Origin of the sequence: Pilosibacter sp. YYHA0881, from assembly GCF_051602715.1 — a bacterium.
GTDB classification, from domain to species: Bacteria; Bacillota; Clostridia; order Lachnospirales; family Lachnospiraceae; genus Alitiscatomonas; species Alitiscatomonas aceti.
In genome coordinates this window covers 788,345-805,520 of sequence record NZ_CP175657.1, presented here as the reverse complement: position 1 = coordinate 805,520, position 17,176 = coordinate 788,345, and the positions used below count along the sequence as shown (strand labels likewise).

Sequence of the window (17,176 nt, the reverse complement as noted above, 5' to 3'; positions counted from 1 at the left end):
GGTGCGTGATACATTTATCCTTTTTCCCCGAAAACGCCCCCTAAAAGCGTAACAGAACCCATAGACAGACACCACAAGGAGGTGAACCCTATCGCTGATTATATGACCGCAGGAACGGAGCTGCCCGCTTACCTGCCTTACCCCCGTTTCCTGCTGAAAATGGACATATCCCACACCGCCAAGCTGCTGTATGCGCTGCTGTTAGACCGTTCCACCCTTTCGCAGAAGAACGGCTGGCAGGACAGCGAGGGGCGGACATACATTGTCTACCCCATAGCAGAGATAGCGGAAATGCTGGATAAAGGCTGTACCACCATAAAGGGCGCACTGAACGAACTGGACGCTGCCGGACTGCTGGAACGCAGACGGGCGGGCTTTTCTTGTGCCAACCGCCTGTATGTAAAAGTGCCGGATATTCCAGTGGTACAGTTTTCCGACCAACTGACGGACGGAAAACCGCCCCTCATAAGGGCAGGAAACCGACCAACTGACAGCCGGAAACCTGACCTTATGACGGTCGGAAAACCGTCCCCTAACCAAACTAATATAAACAACCTAATAGAGAGCCAAACAAAAAGAGCGAGTGAGGGGCAGCCCCCCGCCGCTTATGGCAGATATAAAAATGTATTCCTTTCTGACGCAGAACTTTTGGAACTGGAACAGGATTTCCCCGGCAAGTGGGAGTATTACCTTGACCGGCTTTCCTGCCATATCGCTTCCACCGGGAAGCAGTACCAGAGCCATGCAGCCACCATTTACAAGTGGGCGCAGGAGGACGCTGCCAAAGGCAAGGCTGCCCCGAAACAGGGCATACCCGATTATTCATGCAAGGAGGGCGAGAGCTTATGAAAAACGAGATTGAAGCTATGATTACGGACATTACAACCACTACCGCCGAAGCGGAGGACTACACAGGCGAGGACGGGCTGTTATACTGCGGCAAGTGCCATACGCCCAAAGAAGCCTACTTTGCAGAGGGAAAGACTTGTTTCGGGCGTGACCGCCACCCAACAGACTGCGATTGCCAGCGGGCAGCCCGTGAAAAGCAGCGAGCCGCCGAAAGCAGACAGAAGCACCTTGAAAAAGTGGAGGACTTGAAACGCCGGGGCTTTACCGACCCCGCTATGCAGAACTGGACATTTGAGCATGACAACGGCAGAAACCCGCAGACCGAAACCGCCCGCTTTTATGTGGAGAGCTGGGAAACCATGCAGGCTGAAAATATCGGCTACCTGTTCTGGGGCGGCGTGGGGACAGGAAAAAGCTACCTTGCTGCCTGTATCGCCAACGCCCTTATGGAAAAAGAGGTTGCCGTCTGCATGACAAACTTTGCAACGATACTGGGTGACCTTGCCGCCAGCTTTGAGGGCAGGAATGAGTATATTTCCCGCCTTTGCAGCTACCCCCTGCTGATACTTGATGATTTTGGTATGGAGCGAGGGACAGAATACGGGCTGGAACAGGTTTACAGCGTGATTGACAGCCGTTACCGAAGCGGCAAGCCGCTGATCGCCACGACCAACCTCACGCTGGAGGAATTGCAGCACCCGCAGGACACGCCCCACGCCCGTATCTATGACAGGCTGACTTCCATGTGCGCCCCTGTCCGTTTCACGGGCAGCAACTTCCGAAAGGAAACCGCACAGGAAAAGCTGGAACGCTTAAAGCAACTGATGAAGCAGCGAAAGGAGAGCCTATGACAGAAACCAAACAGACAAGCACCACCAAAACAGACCGCCGCCCGGACTGTGTGACGGAAATCCGCATGGGCAACTCCGTCCTTACCGTTTCCGGCTTCTTCAAGCAGGGGGCAACCGACACCGCAGCCGACAAGATGATGAAAGTGCTGGAAGCGGAAGCTGCTACACAAAAAACGGCGATTTGACCGACCATAAAGAAGCGGATTTGACGCTTTTGCCGCTATACAGACAGCCGCCCCATGTGGTACAATCAAGATACGGAATAGTGGGGCTGGCTGTCGGAAACGGAGGATTTTATGTTAAGACAGACCAACCAACAACCAATTACCGCCCTTTACCCAAGACTTTCCCATGAGGACGAGCTGCAAGGCGAGAGCAATTCCATTTCCAATCAGAAGCGTATCCTTGAAACCTATGCAAAGCAGAACGGCTTTTCCAATCTGCGCTGGTACACGGACGACGGTTATTCTGGTGCGAACTTTCAAAGACCCGGTTTTCAAGCCATGCTTGCGGACATTGAAGCCGGAAAAGTCGGGACAGTTATCGTCAAGGATATGTCGAGGTTAGGGCGAAACTACCTGCAAGTGGGAATGTACACAGAAATGATTTTCCCACAGAAAGGCGTCCGCTTCATCGCTATCAATGACGGAGTGGACAGCGCACAGGGCGACAATGACTTTGCCCCGCTGCGGAATATTTTTAACGAATGGCTGGTGAGAGATACGAGCAAGAAAATACGGGCGGTAAAACGCTCAAAAGGCATGAGTGGCAAGCCCATCACAAGCAAGCCTGTGTATGGCTACCTCATGGACGAGGACGAAAATTTCATCATTGACGAGGAAGCCGCACCCGTAGTCAAGCAGATATACAACCTCTGTCTTGCCGGGAACGGTCCGACCAAGATAGCCCGTATGCTTACAGAGCAGCAAATCCCCACGCCGGGGACGCTGGAATACCGCAGGACGGGACACACCCACCGTTACCACCCCGGCTATGAGTGTAAGTGGGCGACCAACACTGTTGTGCATATCCTTGAAAACCGGGAATACACGGGCTGTCTGGTAAACTTTAAGACTACCACGCAATCCTACAAGTGCAGCAAAATCATTTACAATGACAAGGATAAGCAGGCAATCTTTGAAAACCACCACGAACCTATCATAGACACCCAGACATGGGAACGGGTGCAGGAACTTCGCAAGCAGCGCAAACGCCCCAACCGCTATGATGAAGTGGGCTTGTTCTCCGGCATACTGTTCTGTGCGGACTGCGGCAGCGTGATGTATCAGCAGCGATACCAGACAGACAGGCGCAAGCAGGACTGTTATATCTGCGGCAACTACAAGAAACGCACCCATGACTGTACGGCGCACTTTATCCGCACCGACCTCTTGACCGCTGGTGTACTCTCCAATCTGCGGAAAGTGACCAGCTATGCGGCAAAGCATGAAGCCCGGTTTATGAAGCTCTTGATTGAGCAGAACGAGGACGGGGGCAAACGCAGGAACGCCGCCAAGAAAAAGGAACTGGAAGCCGCCGAGAAACGCATAGCCGAGTTATCCGCTATCTTCAAGCGGCTGTATGAGGACAGCGTAACCGGGCGCATATCAGACGAGCGTTTCACAGAGCTGTCGGCAGACTATGAAGCAGAGCAACGGGAACTGAAAGAAAGAACCGCCGCTATCCAAGCGGAGCTTTCCAAAGCACAGGAAGCCACCGTGAACGCAGAAAAGTTTATGAATGTTGTCCGGCGGCATACCAGCTTTGAAGAACTTACCCCTACTCTGTTGCGGGAGTTTGTAGAGAAAATCGTTGTGCATGAGTGCAGCTATGACGAGAACAAGACCCGCAGACAGGACATTGAGATTTATTATTCTTTTGTTGGCAAGGTGGACTTGCCCGAATAAACGCCCGACCTATCCGACACAAGAGCTAAGTGCCGGATAGGAACGGCAAAATTTTTTACACTTCTATTACTTCTTTATCACACATTAGCAAATAACAAGGGCTTATAGCCCTAGAGCAAACCACCCGTTGGACGGGTGGTTGTGATTAATCCTGTATTTCTTCAAAAAAATGTGTCCAGACACGGAAAAAGCTTTGGGGCATCCGCTCGAGGGGGCTCTCCGGGGTCCATAGGAGCCAGATGGTAAAATTTCCCTGTTCCTCCCGGATCGGAAGGCTCACCAGCTCTGGATCGCTGCTGGGGAGTTTTTTGTTCAGAAATGCGATCCCGGCGTTGTGTTTTAAAAGCCGGAGCAGACTGGAAAACTGGTCCACATGGAAGGCATAGGAAAATTCCTTTCCGCGTTTTTTATAAACGTACTTCAGAAGCTGGGTATTCAGATCGTCACCGGCGTATCCGATGACAGGGCAGGTGATCAGGTCTTCATAGGAAACCTGGCCTTTTTCTGCCAAAGGATGGCGGCGGGACATGGTGACATATCTGTGACGGCTGGTATGCAGCTTCAGGCTCCTCAGATCGGGATCCGGCGCATCGCGCATGGCCAGGACCGCGTCCAGGGAGGAATCGCGCAGCATAGATAGAAGAAGCGGAACTGTACGGTTAGTCGTCTGAAATTCCAGATCGGGAAGCTGTTTTTTTAACTCGAAGTAAAGATCCAGCCAGTAAAATTCGTTGAGCACCACTGGAATGCCCAGACGGAGAGGACGGCTGATGGAGAGGAATTGCTTCATCTCCTCTGCCAGCCGTTCAGTCTTTTTCAGGATCCCGCTGCACTGATCCAGAAAAAAGGAACCGGCGGCGTTGGGGGCAAGTCCTTTGGAGCTCCGATCAAACAGCGGGATAGAAAGCTCTTTTTCCAGGGCGCGTATGGCCATGGAAATGGTGGATTGGGAGACGTTTGCCGCCTGGGCGGCCTTTAGGGTACTGCCGCAGCGGCAGACCTCCATAAAATACTGCATTTGTAAAAGAGTCATAGCACTCCTTTCTGTCGGAAGAAGATCTGAATGCATTTATTATACAAGAAAAAGCATATGGTATCAATAGAATTGATACTATTATGAATTATATATGTTTCACAAAGCCTGAGAAATATGAGATAATCTGCACATAAACAAAAACAAAAAAGCATAAAAACTGTGCACTTTCACAATGCATGTACCCGGGGGGAGAAAGGAAGCAGCGGTTATGCAAAAAACAAAAGGAGAAATGTCATGATTGCTGTAATTGGCCTTATTATGTTTGCGGTGTCCTCATATCTGGCGCTGAGCAAAAAGATGCATCTCATGGTACCCTTTGTGGTCGTACCTGTGATCGCCGGACTTTTCTGCGGTTTTTCTCTCCCGGAGGTTTTGAATTTTGCCGCCGAAGGAGTTACGGGAACCTTCAATTCGGTCCTTCTTTGTATCTTTGCAGTCCTGTATTTCAGTGTTTTGTCCGAGACGGGGATGTTTGATATTATGGTAAACCGTCTGGTGGGGATCACCAGGGGGAATATTTACATCGTTATGGTGGTAACGGTCCTTGTGGCTTTCATCGGCCATCTGGACGGCGCCTACAATACCACATATCTGATCGCAATTCCGGCTCTGGCCCCGCTTTATAAACGACTCAATATAGACCGGCGGAGCCTGGTGCTCCTGGTATCCCTGGCGGCAGCGCCCATGACGGCCATGGCCTGGGGACAGCCGGCGAAAATGACGGTTTTTGATCCGTCTATTGACCCGGTGGTCATGGCTTCCAGCCTCTATCCGGTGGTGGCGATCATGCTGGGGCTTGCTGTGGTCACCTCTCTGGGCTTTGGCTATTACTATTCTAAAAAGAATGCCTCTGAGATCGCTCTGCTGAGAAAGAGCTTTGAAAATGGAGGCGGAAGCCAGAAGGTGGATTTTTCGGATAATCCTCTGGCACGTCCAAAGCTTTTCTGGGCTAATTTTGCGCTGTTTCTTGGCTCTCTGGCCTGCTTTATGTTCATGACCGGCGTGAAAACATATGTGCTGTTCATGGTATTCTCATGTGCAGCGCTGCTGCTCAACTACCATACCCAGAAGGAGCAGAGCCAGATCATCCGCAAGCATTCGGCTACCATGCTGGCTCCGGCGATCCTGTTTTTGGGGATCGGAATCATGGTCGGGATCCTGAACGGAACGGGAATGGTAACGGCTATGGTGGATGCTGTCCTTGGCATCGTTCCGGAATCCATGGCAAGATGGACACATGTTTTATACGCGATCCTGATCCTGCCGCTGGAGATCTTCATCCCATATCAGGCCTTCCAGAGCATGAACCCGCTGCTTCTGGGTATTGGAGCAGGCTGTGGCCTGACTGGCTACCAGGTGTTAACGTGTATGAATATTTCCTATCTGAATCCATGTTCCCCGCTGGTGGCTGCGGCGAACCTGGCCTGCGAGCTGGCAGAGGTGGATATCATCAAGCAGGTGAAGTTTTCTGTACTGTTCTGCCTGGCCTTTAATACCATCGGAGTTCTGATCTGCGTGGCTCTTGGACTGGCGTAAAATATAATGAACGAATGTCCGGCTGGCGCTGCCGGCCGGGAAAAGAAAGGAATGATAACGATCATGAGTAAAGAAGTAAAGGTAACGCCAATGGATACTGTAAATAATGCCAGGACCATGCCCTGGAAGGTGGCCATCGAGCCGTTCCGGGTGGCTCCGAGGGTCTGGTATGTGGGGAATACCTGGGTAGGGAGCTTTCTGATCCAGACCAGCGAGGGGCTGGCGCTGATCGATACGACAGTGATGGAGGATCTGTATCTTCTGATCGATTCCATCCACCGCCTGGGCTTTGATCCAAAGGATCTGAAGCATATTTTTCTGACCCATGCCCATATGGACCACGACGGGGCGGCCAGGGCCTTAAAGGAGCTGACGGGAGCAAAGGTATGGCTGTCCAGAGAGGATGAGGAATGGCGTCACCGCCCGGAGGCGGATATGAGCGACACGGGATTTTCCATCGTTCCTTATGAAACAGACTGCTTTTATGAGGATGAAACGCCCATTGTCATGGGGGATGTGGTCATCCGCACCAGACTGTCCGCTGGCCACACGCCGGGAACCACTTCGTTTTTTGTAGAAATGAAGGACGAGGAGGGAAAAACGGTGGTATGGGGCATGCACGGAGGCGTAGGGATCAATACCATGAATACGGACTATCTTCAGAAGGTCCGCCTTCCCCTGTCCCTCCAGGAGGATTTTTTCCGGGGCTGCGAGGAGATGAAGTCCATCCATGTGGACATCTGCACACCCAGCCATCCATCCCATTCAGATATGCTGGAAAGGATCCCGGAGGATCGGAATGATTACCGGCCTTTTGTGGATGAGGGAAAATGGCCAGCCTTTCTGGAAGAACGGGCAGAATCCCTGAGAAAGGTCCTGGAACGGGGCGTTTACCAGAGATAAGGGCAGCCTGAGAGAGGAGAAGAAGATGGATACACTGCTGATCAGAAATGGAACGGTCGTGAACGCGGAGGACGGGACCATGGTCCAGGCGGATATCCTGGCCGAAGGAAGCAGGATCCGGAAGGCAGAGCCGGGGATCTGCGACCGGGCGGTCAGCGAGATCGATGCGACAGGCTGTTATGTGACTCCGGGACTGGTGGACCACCATACCCATATCTATCCCATGGCGTCCATCGGGATCTCTGGAGAGGCCGTCTGCTTTGGTTCTGGAGTCACAACGGCTGTGGATGCCGGGAGCACGGGCTGCGGGACCTATGAACGATACCGGCCCTGGATCCGTGCGTCTAAGCTGGCTGTCTGCCCTTACATCCATGTGAGCACCGGGGGGCTTTCCAGCCTTCCGGAGGCCATGGAGGATGTGGATCCGCACCATATGGACGCGGAGGGGATCCGGGAGCTGTTCCGGCGGTACGGGAATGAGCTTGCGGGACTTAAGATCCGGATCAGCCGGAATATCGTGGGAGATCTGGGAATGGATCCTTTAAAGCGGGCGGTGGAGATCGCGGAGCTGACGGGGGTTCCTTTGATGGTCCATATTACGGACCCGCCGGCACCGATAGAAGAAGTTCTTTCTGTCCTCCGGCCTGGGGATATCGTTACCCATATGTATCAGAACACCGGACCAACGATCCTGGATCGCGGCGCCGTCTCGGATGCCGTAAAGGCGGCGCGGGAAAAGGGGATCCTGTTTGAGGCGGCGGATGCCCGGGCCCACTTTTCCTTCGAGGTAGCGGAGCCGGCCATCGGAGAGGGATTTTATCCAGATCTTCTGGGAACTGATATCACCAGGCTCAGCATGCATCTCAGGCCGACGGCCTTTAATCTGGCCATGCAGATCTCCAAATACAGCTGCCTCGGGATCTCTTTTGGGACGCTGATCCATATTGCGGCCTGGAAAAACGCAGTCAACCTGGGGCTTTCGGACCAGATTGGGAGTCTGAGGCCTGGAAAACAGGCGGATATCGCTGTATTCCGGCCCTGCCGGAGGCGGAATGTATTCGGCGACCGGCCATTTTCCAATAAAGATGCGGAATTCCGGGAGGGGGATCTGATCTATGAACCAGTGCTTACGGTAAAGGCCGGGGAGATGGTGTGGAGAAGTGTGACTTTTTAAAAGAGGGAAATGAAAAGCCTGGCTGGGCGTGCGTCAAAACACGCTTCCTGCCAGGCTGATTTTTGTTTGAAGGTATGCTGCGAAGCGGGAGCGGATCTGAAAAACAAAAAGCCTGGACTCTTACGAATCCAGGCTTTATGCGGAAGATGGGACTTGAACCCACACGATGTAACCACCACAAGATCCTTAGTCTTGCTCGTCTGCCAGTTCCGACACTTCCGCGTATCGTTCTGAGCTTTTGTTGTTCAGCTCTCACCGACGTGTTATAATATACCACAGCCTGAAGAATTTGGCAAGTACTTTTTTGAATTTTTTTAAAAAATATTTTTTTGAAAAAGTTGTTGACAAAATGACAGTTTTATAATATAATCCAACATGTCGCTGAGAGATATAAACAAAGCGGCAGAGAAGAAATGCAGAAGTGGCGGAATTGGCAGACGCGCACGGTTCAGGTCCGTGTGGTAGCAATACCATGAGGGTTCAAGTCCCTCCTCCTGCACTGGCAAAGAAACCTGTTTCCGGAAGGGAGCAGGTTTTTTCGTATTCTGGACAGAGTGGACCTTTATACAAAAACGTCCCCTGAGGATCCGCTCGGAGCAGAAAAGGGACCTGCTGGAGGCGGATGAATTTACGCGTACTTGTACTGGCAAAAAAAGTAAAAAAAAGAAAAGAAAAAAGCTTGACATTTTGAAAAAAATGTGTAAAATAATACGTGCCGAGTGAGAAAAACGGCAGAAAAGGAAATGCAGAAGTGGCGGAATTGGCAGACGCGCACGGTTCAGGTCCGTGTGGTAGCAATACCATGAGGGTTCAAGTCCCTCCTCCTGCACGAACAGAAAACGGAAACAGCCTCCCAGAAAGGGAGGCTGTTCAGACTGTAGACAAAGTCCCAGCAAAAGCCGGGCTTTTCTACATTTATAACCGTTTTTCTGGTATAATGGAATTATCAGAAAGGCGGTGTTTTTTATGATGACTAAAAATGCAGATAAGAAACGAGAACAGATAATCATGTTCTGTATGGATGACATGGTTCCACAAAACCATATGCTGCGTTTGATTGATAAAGCCATTGACTGGACTTTTATTTATGATCTTGTGGAAGAAAAATACTGCCCTAATAATGGAAGACCGAGTATGGATCCGGTTATGCTGATCAAAATCCCTTTTATCCAATACCTTTACGGGATTAAAAGTATGAGGCAGACGATTCGGGAGATCGAAGTAAATGTTGCGTATCGCTGGTTTCTGGGGCTTGATATGATGGATCCGGTTCCTCATTTTTCTACCTTCGGAAAGAATTATACCCGCCGTTTTAAAGATACCGGTCTTTTTGAGCAGATCTTCGCAAAGATACTGGAAGACTGCATGAAATTCAACCTGGTAGATACGGAGCAGATTTTTGTAGATTCCACTCATGTTAAGGCATGCGCAAACAGCAAAAAAATGAGAAAACGGGTGGCCCATGAACAGGCGCTCTGGTATGAAGAGGAGCTCCAGAAAGAAATCGCAAAAGACCGGGAATCCCATGGGAAGAAACCGTTGAAGGAAAAAGACCGGAATGATCCATCCTCCGGAAGTGGAGGCAGTATGGATTCTCAAGAAGAGATTCCTGAAGGAGTAAAAACACAGAAGTGCAGTACAACCGATCCAGAAAGTGGATGGTTTCGTAAGGGGGAACATAAACATGTTTTCGCCTACGCAGTAGAAACAGCCTGTGATAAACATGGCTGGATCCTCGGTTACAGTGTTCATCCAGGAAACGAACATGACAGCCGAACCTTTAAACCTCTTTATGATAAGATAAAGCATTATCACCCTGCAATGATTGTTGCAGATGCAGGTTATCGAACACCGGCGATCGCCCACGAATTGCTGGAAGATGGAGTGGAGCCATTGTTTCCATACAAGAGGCCAATGACGAAAGACGTATTTTTCCGTAAATACGAGTATGTATATGATGAGGCGTATGATTGTTACTTATGCCCGGAAAACCAGATATTATCTTATCGTACCACGAACCGTGATGGATACAAAGAATACCACAGTTGTGGAGAATTATGTGCCAATTGCCCAAGTCTCCATAAATGTACGGAAAGCAAAAATCATGTGAAGGTAGTAATGCGTCATGTTTGGGAAGAATATATGGAAATGGCAGAAGACATCCGTCATACCCTTGGGAACAAAGCGATATATGAATTGAGAAAAGAAACCATTGAACGAATCTTCGGAACAGCGAAAGAACAGCATGGCTTTCGCTATACCCAGTATATTGGAAAAGCCCGGATGGAAATGAAAGCGGGGCTTACTTTTGCCTGCATGAATCTGAAAAAGCTGGCCAGAATTCTGGGAAACAGGGCCTCTAAAACATCGGAAATCTTGAGTTTTTTAAGATTTTTGATAGAAGAATCGCTATATGTAGAAAAGTGGTGCTGGGAATAATCCCAGCACCAACTTTGTCTACAGTCTGAACAGCCTCCCAGAAAGGGAGGCTGTTTTTGTATTAGGAGATCCGGACAATGGAAAGTCCGGTCCTGGCTTCGAGAAAACGAGCAAATTCCTCCGGACTCCCGCCCTTGAGCCTGGCTTTGTCATACGCCTGGGCATGGTTTTCACCCAGGATTAGGATGAAGCAGTCTGGGAGCTCTGCCATGGCCACGATCCGGTCATAGGGCCAGTCTGTCTGCCCGCTTCTGGTTTCCGTATGGTAGGAGTCCTCCTTAAAGACGGAGACGGCTGATTCAGTACCGGGAAGCAGCCGCTTTCTGGCGAAATAGCCGTTGAGCCTGTCCTCAAAGATAAAGGTTAAGAGGATGGCGAGAACGGCCGCCAGAGTAAGGAGCGTCTTTCCGCTGATGGAAAAGGAGCTGCCCGCCGGAGGAAGGAGAAGAAGGGTTCCCAGAAGGACCACGATCCATCCAAAGATATGGGCGCGGCGGCTTTTCCTTTTCCTTACGGTTTTCCGCAGGGCTTTGGCCATAGCGGTCAGAGTCTTCATGTCATAATCGGTGGCGGTGGTAAATTCCATAGTATCCCCTCCTGTTTTTTATAGAGATATTATACTGGATATGGGCGCAGAGTTTCAAGAGAAGATCAAAAATGAAAAGAAAGGGTAAGGAATCTTAAGATTCGTTTAATTCCCTGTATTTCCAACGGTTCCGGCTTGCGTTATCCGGAAACTTCTAGTATAATCAGAACAGAAATGAAAATAAAAATTAGGAGTGAGGTTTATATGAAATTAAGAAAGGTATTATTACTGACAGCAGCAACGGCTGCCCTCGGGAGCATGAACGTGATCTCTGCATTTGCAGACGCAGTGGTTGTGGAAGAGGATGGAAGCATCCGGAACTCTGCTCCGGAGGAGACCACAGAGGGAGCCGCAGATACGGAATCCATGTTATACGGCTGGACCGAGCAGGGCTCCAACTGGGTGTATTATGATGGAAAGGGAAATACCGTAAAGGGCTGGATCAAGGCAGAGGGCGGAGACGGCCGCGGAAACGAGGTATGGTTCTACACAGATCCGGAGACGGGCCTTATGGTAGCCAACCAGACAAGAGTGATCGACGGCGTATCCTATTCCTTCAATGAGGACGGAAGCTGGGTAGCCCCTGTTCCCACAGCACCCAAGGGAAAATTAAGCGGCGGCGTGTTTACAAACACATGGTCCAATATCCGCATTCCCCAGGTGATCGGCTCCGCCAATACAGATGTGGAAGCAGAGGAACTGTTCTCCGACGATATTTACGGCACCATTGGAAATCCTAAGGTGACTTATGATTTCTCCATGAGCACAGATTTCGGTGAGCTGGAGATCTACTACGCCAATATGGCGAAAATGCCGGAGATGGATGCGGCCACATTCGCAGCACAGTTAGGAAACGCTGAAAAAGGCAAGACTGGCCAGGTGGGCGCCGTTGAGACCGTTACCGTAGGCGGCCAGAACTATTCCAAGGTTTCCATCACCAGAACAAATAAGAAGGGCAAACAGAACCAGACTTCCTTCTACTGCAGAAAGCATGAGAGCTTTATGGTGATCTTAGCCACCAGCTGCACCATGTCTGATGCAGGCGCTATGGCGGATATCGTAAATACGATCACAGCAGCCCAGTAACAGGAAAAATGATATGGACGCTCCGGGAGATTCCCCGGGGCGTTTTTACGTTATGGGGAATGCGTCCTGCGGCGTATAAACGCTCCGCGGGGATCGTCTTGCGGCGGAAGAGAGTCCTGATGCAAAGGCGGCCTGCAGCAGACAGAGACCCCGCAGGCAGGCTTCCTTCTTACGACTGCAAAATTTTCCATATGGGATAGTATTTCCATGGAAAATGGTTTATAATAAACAGGCGTGTAAAAATACGGAAACATACAATCTGGAGGAATTATGTTAGAATTGCAGAATATTTCCTTTGGCGTGTTGGAAAGCCAGGGGAAAAAGGAGATTTTAAAGGATATCAGCCTGACGGTCGGTGAAAATAAATTTGTTGTGATCACGGGGCCCAACGGCGGCGGAAAATCGACCCTGGCTAAGATGATCATGGGGATCGAGAAGCCCCGCTCCGGGAAGATCCTGTTTGACGGCCAGGATATTACAGAGAAGACCATCACAGAAAGAGCCAACCTGGGGATCAGCTTTGCCCTTCAGCAGCCGGTGCGCTTCAAGGGGGTCCATGTGCTGGATCTGATCCGCCTGGCGGCCAGAAAGGACCTTTCTGCCGCAGACGCCTGTAAATATCTGTCCGAGGTGGGATTATGCGCCAAGGATTATATCAACCGGGAGGTCAATGGAAGTCTGTCCGGAGGAGAATTAAAGCGGATCGAGATCGCCACCGTCCTGGCCCGGGGCACAAAGCTTTCTGTGTTTGACGAGCCGGAGGCCGGTATCGATCTCTGGAGCTTCCAGAACCTGATCCAGGTGTTTGAGAAAATGCGGGAGACCACCAATGGCTCCATCGTGATCATCTCCCACCAGGAACGGATCCTGGAGATCGCGGACGAGATCGTGGTGATCTCTGACGGCTCTATCTTAAAGCATGGGACCAGGGATGAGATCCTGCCGGAGATTCTGGGAACGGCCTCTGCGCCTTCCGGATGTCAGTTTTACAGGAGGGAGGCATAAACATGGATAAGATCTTACAGACGCTTTTAGAAAAGGTGGCCGACCTGCACGGGGTACCGGAGGGGGCCTATAATATCCGGGCCAACGGCCAGATGGCTGGAAGAAATACGACGGCCAACATCGATATCGTCACAAGAGAGGACGGAAAGGGCATCGACGTACACATTAAGCCGGGAACGAAAAAGGAGAGTGTGCATATTCCGGTGATCTTAAGCCAGACGGGCTTAAATGAAACGGTGTGCAACGACTTTTTTGTGGGAGACGATGCGGATGTGACCATCATCGCCGGCTGCGGGATCCACAACGGCGGCGATATGGAATCCCGCCACGACGGCATCCACCGTTTTTTTGTGGGAAAGAACGCGAAGCTTAAATATGTGGAAAAGCATTACGGTGATGGAGATGGAAAAGGGGAACGGGTCATGAATCCCCGGACGGAGATCACCATGGATGAGGGAAGCTATATGGAGATGGAGAGCGTCCAGATCAAGGGCGTGGACTCCACAAAGAGGGATACGGTGGCCCATCTGGCAGCCGGGGCCAAGCTGGTGGTCCAGGAGCGTCTCATGACCCATGGGCACCAGGATGCGGAGAGCCGGTTTGATGTCTGTCTGGATGGGGAAAATTCCAGCGCCAACATCATTTCCCGGTCTGTGGCCAGGGATCAGTCCCACCAGTCCTTCTACTCCAATCTTCAGGGCAATAGCCTGTGTGCTGGTCATACGGAATGCGATGCGATCATCATGGACGAAGCAAAGATCAGCTCTCTTCCGGAGATCACGGCAAACCATCCGGATGCGGCCCTGATCCACGAGGCGGCCATCGGAAAGATCGCCGGAGACCAGATTATTAAGCTGATGACTCTGGGACTGACAGAGGAGGAGGCGGAAGCCCAGATCGTCAATGGATTCCTGAAATAGGGGAAGGAAACACAGCAGATAAAGTCTTTAGGGGGGAAAGCATGGTACTGGATTCGATAAAAAGTGTATTTGCCCTGATGGCGCTGATCGCTTCGGGCTTTTATTTTGCCGGGAAACCGTGGTTTGGAAAGCAGGGAATGGATTTCTTATCCAGATTTACTGTGGAGGCTACGATCCCGTTTTACATGTTCTATAACATATATAAGGATGTGGGGACCAGAGAGTCGCTGATCTCCCTGGTGTCAAAGCTTCCGGTGACCTTTGGACTGATCCTTCTGTGCCTGGCCCTGGCAGCGTTTATGGGGGCGCTTTTGAAGGTGGACGGCAAAAGGAGATATACCTTTGTGGCAGCGTCCGGCTTCCCCAATGTGGTGTTCATCGGCTTTCCTGTGATCCAGGCCCTGTGGGGCCAGGGGATCACCTCCATCGGCGTGATCTATTATATCGCCAGCACACTGCTGTTCTGGACCGTGGGGATCTGGCTCTTGAGAAAGGATGGGAAGTCAGAGGCGGCCAGAGAGGGGAGCGCCCTGGCAGGATTAAAGAAGCTGGCGTCCCCGCCGATCATCGGCATGGCCCTTGGCATGGCGGCAGTATTTTTTGAGATCCAGGTGCCGGATTTCGTATTAAAGCCACTGTCCATGATCTCCCAGGTGACCTCGCCCCTGGCCCTTGTGTTCATTGGCAGCGTGATCCGCAATATGGATCTGAAGACCATAACCCTGGGACGGGACCTTTACGCGGCCCTGGCCATGCGGTTTGTGGTGGTGCCTGCGGCCTGCGTGGTATTTTTAAATCTGGTTCCGATGCCGAAGGAGATGAAAGAGGTATTTTTCATGCTGTCCTCCATGCCGGCCATGGCCCAGATGGGCATTATGGCCAGACAGTATGACAGTGACTATGAATTTGCCTGTACGGTGATCACGGTCACTACCCTGATCAGCATGGTGACGATCCCTGTATTCATGCTGTTAATGCAGCAGTTTGCATTTTTTGCCTGATCCGGGGCCGGACCATATGGGCGGAGGCCTCATATCATAAGGAAATGGATAATAAGGCGGCGTTCATATGAAGGACCAGAAAGCGGAAAATCTGCTGAACCTGGCGCTGTCAGTGCCCGAGGAGGAACGGAAACAGACTGGGGAGCTGGATGTGGGCTATGACCGGGAGACCAGGACCTGGGAGCTGATCGTAAAGTACAGCGGAGACCTGGCGGGAATTGTCAGGGAGCAGTTTCCAGAAGCGGAGCTTAAGGAGCTGTCCGGCGGCTTTGGAATTCTTACGGTACCGGAGGAAGAAGTTCCGGGGATCCTTGGGCTTAAAGAAATTGAATATGCAGAAAAACCAAAGAGGCTGTTCTTTGCCATAAACCAGGCAAAGGCAGCCTCTTGTCTTACTCTGGTGCAGCAGGGGCCGAAGGGGCTTACGGGCCGGGGAGTTCTGGTGGGGATCCTGGATTCCGGCATTGATTATTTCCATGGAGACTTCCGTCATGAGGACGGCACCAGCCGGATCCTGTTTTTAAACGACCAGGTGACCGGGGACGTGTATACAAAAGAAGAGATCGACGAGGCATTGGTGACCGGAAGCCGGGAGGCCGCCAGAGCTCTGGTTCCGTCAGCAGATCCGGGAGGACATGGAACGGCGGTGGCTGGGATCGCCGCAGGGAATGGAAGGGAAAGCGGAGGCAGGTACCGGGGCGTGGCCTATGAGAGTGATCTGGTGGTGGTCCGTCTGGGGACGCCGGATCCAGATGGCTTTCCCAGGACCACACAGGTGATGGAGGGGCTGGATTTTCTGGTAAAAAAATCCATGGAGCTGGCACGTCCCATGGCGGTGAACGTGAGCTTCGGAAACTCCTATGGCTCCCATGATGGAACGGGCCTTCTGGAGCGGTTCATGGATTCCCTGGCCCTCATGGGGAGAACGGTATTTGTCGTGGGCATGGGAAATGAAGGAGACACTGGGGGGCATACATCGGGGAGGCTGTCTGCCGGGCCAGGGGGGCCATTGGACGGCAGCGAGGCACGAATCCAGCTTTCAGTGGCTCCCTATGAGGCGGGATTTGGGCTGCAGCTCTGGAAAAGCTATGAGGATGCCTTTGAGATCACCCTGTCGAATCCTGGGAAGACCGTGACGGAGCGGATCAGCAGCCGCCTGGGCCCTTATGAGATCGACATGGGAGGGGCCAGGGTGCTTCTTTACTATGGAGAGCCGGGCCCCTTCAGTCTGGCCCAGGAGATCTACTTTGATTTCCTGCCGCCGGGGAATGGAGAGGCTGGCCGGTATGTGGAGAGCGGAATATGGGAAATTACCCTGAAGGCGGCGGAGACCGTGGACGGCCGGTATGATCTCTGGCTGCCGTCCGGCGGCGTACTGAACCGTTCCACCCGGTTTTTAAGGCCGGCCCCGGAAACCACACTGACGATCCCCTCCACCGCCATGCGCCCGGTCTCTGTGGGCGCTTATGACGATACCTCCATGACGTACGCGCCCTTTTCCGGCCGGGGAGATACGAGACAGTACGGGATCCAGAAGCCGGATCTGGCAGCGCCGGGAGTGGGGATCGTCGCTGCCCGTTCCGGAGGCGGCTATGCTCCTGTGACGGGAACCTCCTTTGCCGCGCCCTTTGTGACGGGAGCGGCGGCGCTTTTAATGGAGTGGGGGATCGTGCGGGGGAATGATCCGTACCTGTATGGAGATAAGGTGAAGGCGTATCTGCGGAAGGGGGCGAAAAAGCTGCCTGGGGAGCAGAGCTATCCCAATCCCCGGGTAGGGTATGGGGCATTGTGCGTGAGGGAGAGCCTGCCGTTTTAAAAAATAACCTTGACATATGTAATGAAAAATGCAATAATATGTGTAATAAAAAATGCAATGGAGAAAA

Annotated in this window: 15 protein-coding genes and 3 tRNA genes; 15 read left to right on the top strand and 3 right to left on the bottom strand. The window is 51.8% G+C overall.

Annotated features, from left to right (window positions below):
• Nucleotides 1-102 precede the first annotated feature (102 nt).
• The 4 genes from ACI6NM_RS03905 to ACI6NM_RS03890 all read left to right on the top strand — a co-directional run bounded on the left by ACI6NM_RS03905 (nt 103) and on the right by ACI6NM_RS03890 (nt 3,607).
• On the top strand, nt 103-849 hold the full coding sequence (locus ACI6NM_RS03905) for a replication initiator protein A (protein ID WP_438501092.1): 747 nt from the start codon (nt 103-105) through the stop codon (nt 847-849).
• Nucleotides 846-1,700, top strand: a complete 855-nt coding sequence (locus ACI6NM_RS03900; RefSeq protein ID WP_438501029.1) for an ATP-binding protein — start codon at nt 846-848, stop codon at nt 1,698-1,700. Before ACI6NM_RS03905 ends, ACI6NM_RS03900 begins: the two co-directional genes overlap by 4 nt.
• Nucleotides 1,697-1,885, top strand: coding sequence for a transposon-encoded TnpW family protein (locus ACI6NM_RS03895; RefSeq protein WP_002569233.1), 189 nt, complete (start codon nt 1,697-1,699; stop codon nt 1,883-1,885). The genes ACI6NM_RS03900 and ACI6NM_RS03895 overlap by 4 nt, the downstream gene beginning before the upstream one ends.
• 111 nt (nt 1,886-1,996) lie before the next feature.
• On the top strand, nt 1,997-3,607 hold the full coding sequence (locus tag ACI6NM_RS03890; RefSeq protein WP_438501028.1) for a recombinase family protein: 1,611 nt from the start codon (nt 1,997-1,999) through the stop codon (nt 3,605-3,607).
• A gap of 145 nt (nt 3,608-3,752) precedes the next feature.
• Here the strand turns inward: ACI6NM_RS03890 and ACI6NM_RS03885 are convergent, their stop codons facing one another.
• On the bottom strand, nt 3,753-4,640 hold the full coding sequence (locus ACI6NM_RS03885) for a LysR substrate-binding domain-containing protein (RefSeq protein WP_438501027.1): 888 nt from the start codon (nt 4,638-4,640) through the stop codon (nt 3,753-3,755).
• Between the two features lie 237 nt (nt 4,641-4,877).
• Between ACI6NM_RS03885 and ACI6NM_RS03880 the strand changes: the two genes are divergently transcribed.
• The 3 genes from ACI6NM_RS03880 (at nt 4,878) to ACI6NM_RS03870 (ending at nt 8,256) form a co-directional block, all read left to right on the top strand.
• A complete protein-coding gene (locus tag ACI6NM_RS03880; protein WP_262562947.1) occupies nt 4,878-6,179 on the top strand; it encodes an SLC13 family permease in 1,302 nt (433 codons plus the stop codon).
• 63 nt (nt 6,180-6,242) lie between these two features.
• Nucleotides 6,243-7,082: an MBL fold metallo-hydrolase gene (locus tag ACI6NM_RS03875; RefSeq protein WP_337810851.1), complete on the top strand. Its 840-nt coding sequence runs from the start codon at nt 6,243-6,245 to the stop codon at nt 7,080-7,082.
• Between the two features lie 25 nt (nt 7,083-7,107).
• Nucleotides 7,108-8,256, top strand: coding sequence for an amidohydrolase family protein (locus tag ACI6NM_RS03870; protein ID WP_337810852.1), 1,149 nt, complete (start codon nt 7,108-7,110; stop codon nt 8,254-8,256).
• 138 nt (nt 8,257-8,394) lie between these two features.
• Here ACI6NM_RS03870 and ACI6NM_RS03865 read toward each other — a convergent pair.
• Nucleotides 8,395-8,478, bottom strand: a tRNA-Leu gene (locus tag ACI6NM_RS03865).
• Between the two features lie 193 nt (nt 8,479-8,671).
• Between ACI6NM_RS03865 and ACI6NM_RS03860 the strand changes: the two genes are divergently transcribed.
• From ACI6NM_RS03860 to ACI6NM_RS03850, 3 genes are all read left to right on the top strand, one after another.
• Nucleotides 8,672-8,755, top strand: a tRNA-Leu gene (locus ACI6NM_RS03860).
• 246 nt (nt 8,756-9,001) lie between these two features.
• A tRNA-Leu gene (locus ACI6NM_RS03855) sits at nt 9,002-9,085 on the top strand.
• A gap of 137 nt (nt 9,086-9,222) precedes the next feature.
• Nucleotides 9,223-10,695, top strand: coding sequence for an IS1182 family transposase (locus ACI6NM_RS03850; RefSeq protein WP_337810799.1), 1,473 nt, complete (start codon nt 9,223-9,225; stop codon nt 10,693-10,695).
• A 61-nt stretch (nt 10,696-10,756) separates the two neighbouring features.
• On the opposite strand, the gene ACI6NM_RS03845 is transcribed toward ACI6NM_RS03850, so the two are convergent.
• Complete coding sequence (locus ACI6NM_RS03845; RefSeq protein ID WP_262426908.1) at nt 10,757-11,281, bottom strand: YcxB family protein; 525 nt, start codon at nt 11,279-11,281, stop codon at nt 10,757-10,759.
• Between the two features lie 204 nt (nt 11,282-11,485).
• Here ACI6NM_RS03845 and ACI6NM_RS03840 point away from each other — a divergent pair, with 204 nt between their 5' ends.
• From ACI6NM_RS03840 to ACI6NM_RS03820, 5 genes are all read left to right on the top strand, one after another.
• Complete coding sequence (locus ACI6NM_RS03840; protein ID WP_337810800.1) at nt 11,486-12,367, top strand: hypothetical protein; 882 nt, start codon at nt 11,486-11,488, stop codon at nt 12,365-12,367.
• A gap of 270 nt (nt 12,368-12,637) precedes the next feature.
• Nucleotides 12,638-13,372 (top strand): ABC transporter ATP-binding protein, encoded by a 735-nt coding sequence (locus ACI6NM_RS03835; RefSeq protein WP_262426906.1) that lies wholly within the window; start codon nt 12,638-12,640, stop codon nt 13,370-13,372.
• 2 nt (nt 13,373-13,374) lie between these two features.
• Nucleotides 13,375-14,292: a SufB/SufD family protein gene (locus ACI6NM_RS03830; protein WP_262426905.1), complete on the top strand. Its 918-nt coding sequence runs from the start codon at nt 13,375-13,377 to the stop codon at nt 14,290-14,292.
• Nucleotides 14,293-14,333: 41 nt separating this feature from the next.
• Nucleotides 14,334-15,293, top strand: a complete 960-nt coding sequence (locus tag ACI6NM_RS03825) for an AEC family transporter (RefSeq protein WP_262426904.1) — start codon at nt 14,334-14,336, stop codon at nt 15,291-15,293.
• A 67-nt stretch (nt 15,294-15,360) separates the two neighbouring features.
• Nucleotides 15,361-17,109 (top strand): S8 family peptidase, encoded by a 1,749-nt coding sequence (locus tag ACI6NM_RS03820; RefSeq protein WP_262426903.1) that lies wholly within the window; start codon nt 15,361-15,363, stop codon nt 17,107-17,109.
• Nucleotides 17,110-17,176: the final 67 nt, after the last annotated feature.